At 35.1% G+C, this 433-nt stretch carries 1 protein-coding gene; it reads left to right on the forward strand.

Going from position 1 to position 433, the window contains the following annotated elements; translation table 11 throughout:
• A partial coding sequence (locus ETB99_RS14700; RefSeq protein WP_305792557.1) for a Sir2 family NAD-dependent protein deacetylase occupies positions 1–246 on the forward strand: 246 nt, incomplete at its 5' end.
• Positions 247–433: the final 187 nt, after the last annotated feature.

Genomic DNA, 433 nt, shown 5'->3' on the forward strand with positions numbered 1-433 from the left:
GTATTATACGGTGAAATGTTAGATCAACCTACCATCATACGGGCATTAAATAAAATTGAAGATGCTGACACCCTTGTCGTACTAGGTTCATCACTCGTTGTACAACCTGCCGCAGGATTAATATCAAATTTTAAAGGCGACAATTTAATTATTATCAATAAAGATCGAACACCTTATGATAACGACGCTACTTTGGTCATACATGACGACATGGTCTCCGTTGTAAAATCATTAATGACAGAGTAATCAGTACGTAAAAAGCATTTCCCGAGTAACAGGGAAATGCTTTTAATTTTGAAGTTGCGTAGTCATTTTTTGAGCTTGGAATTCGGAGTTTGGTTTTCGGAATTCGACGTTTGGAATTCCAAATTAAAATGAGTGAGAAATTTTATTTATTGCGTGCTTAACGATTTGGTTTTGTAGCGATTTTTAT

Source organism: Anoxybacillus sp. CHMUD, assembly GCF_013096965.1.
Taxonomy (GTDB): domain Bacteria; phylum Bacillota; class Bacilli; order Bacillales; family Anoxybacillaceae; genus Anoxybacillus; species Anoxybacillus kestanbolensis_A.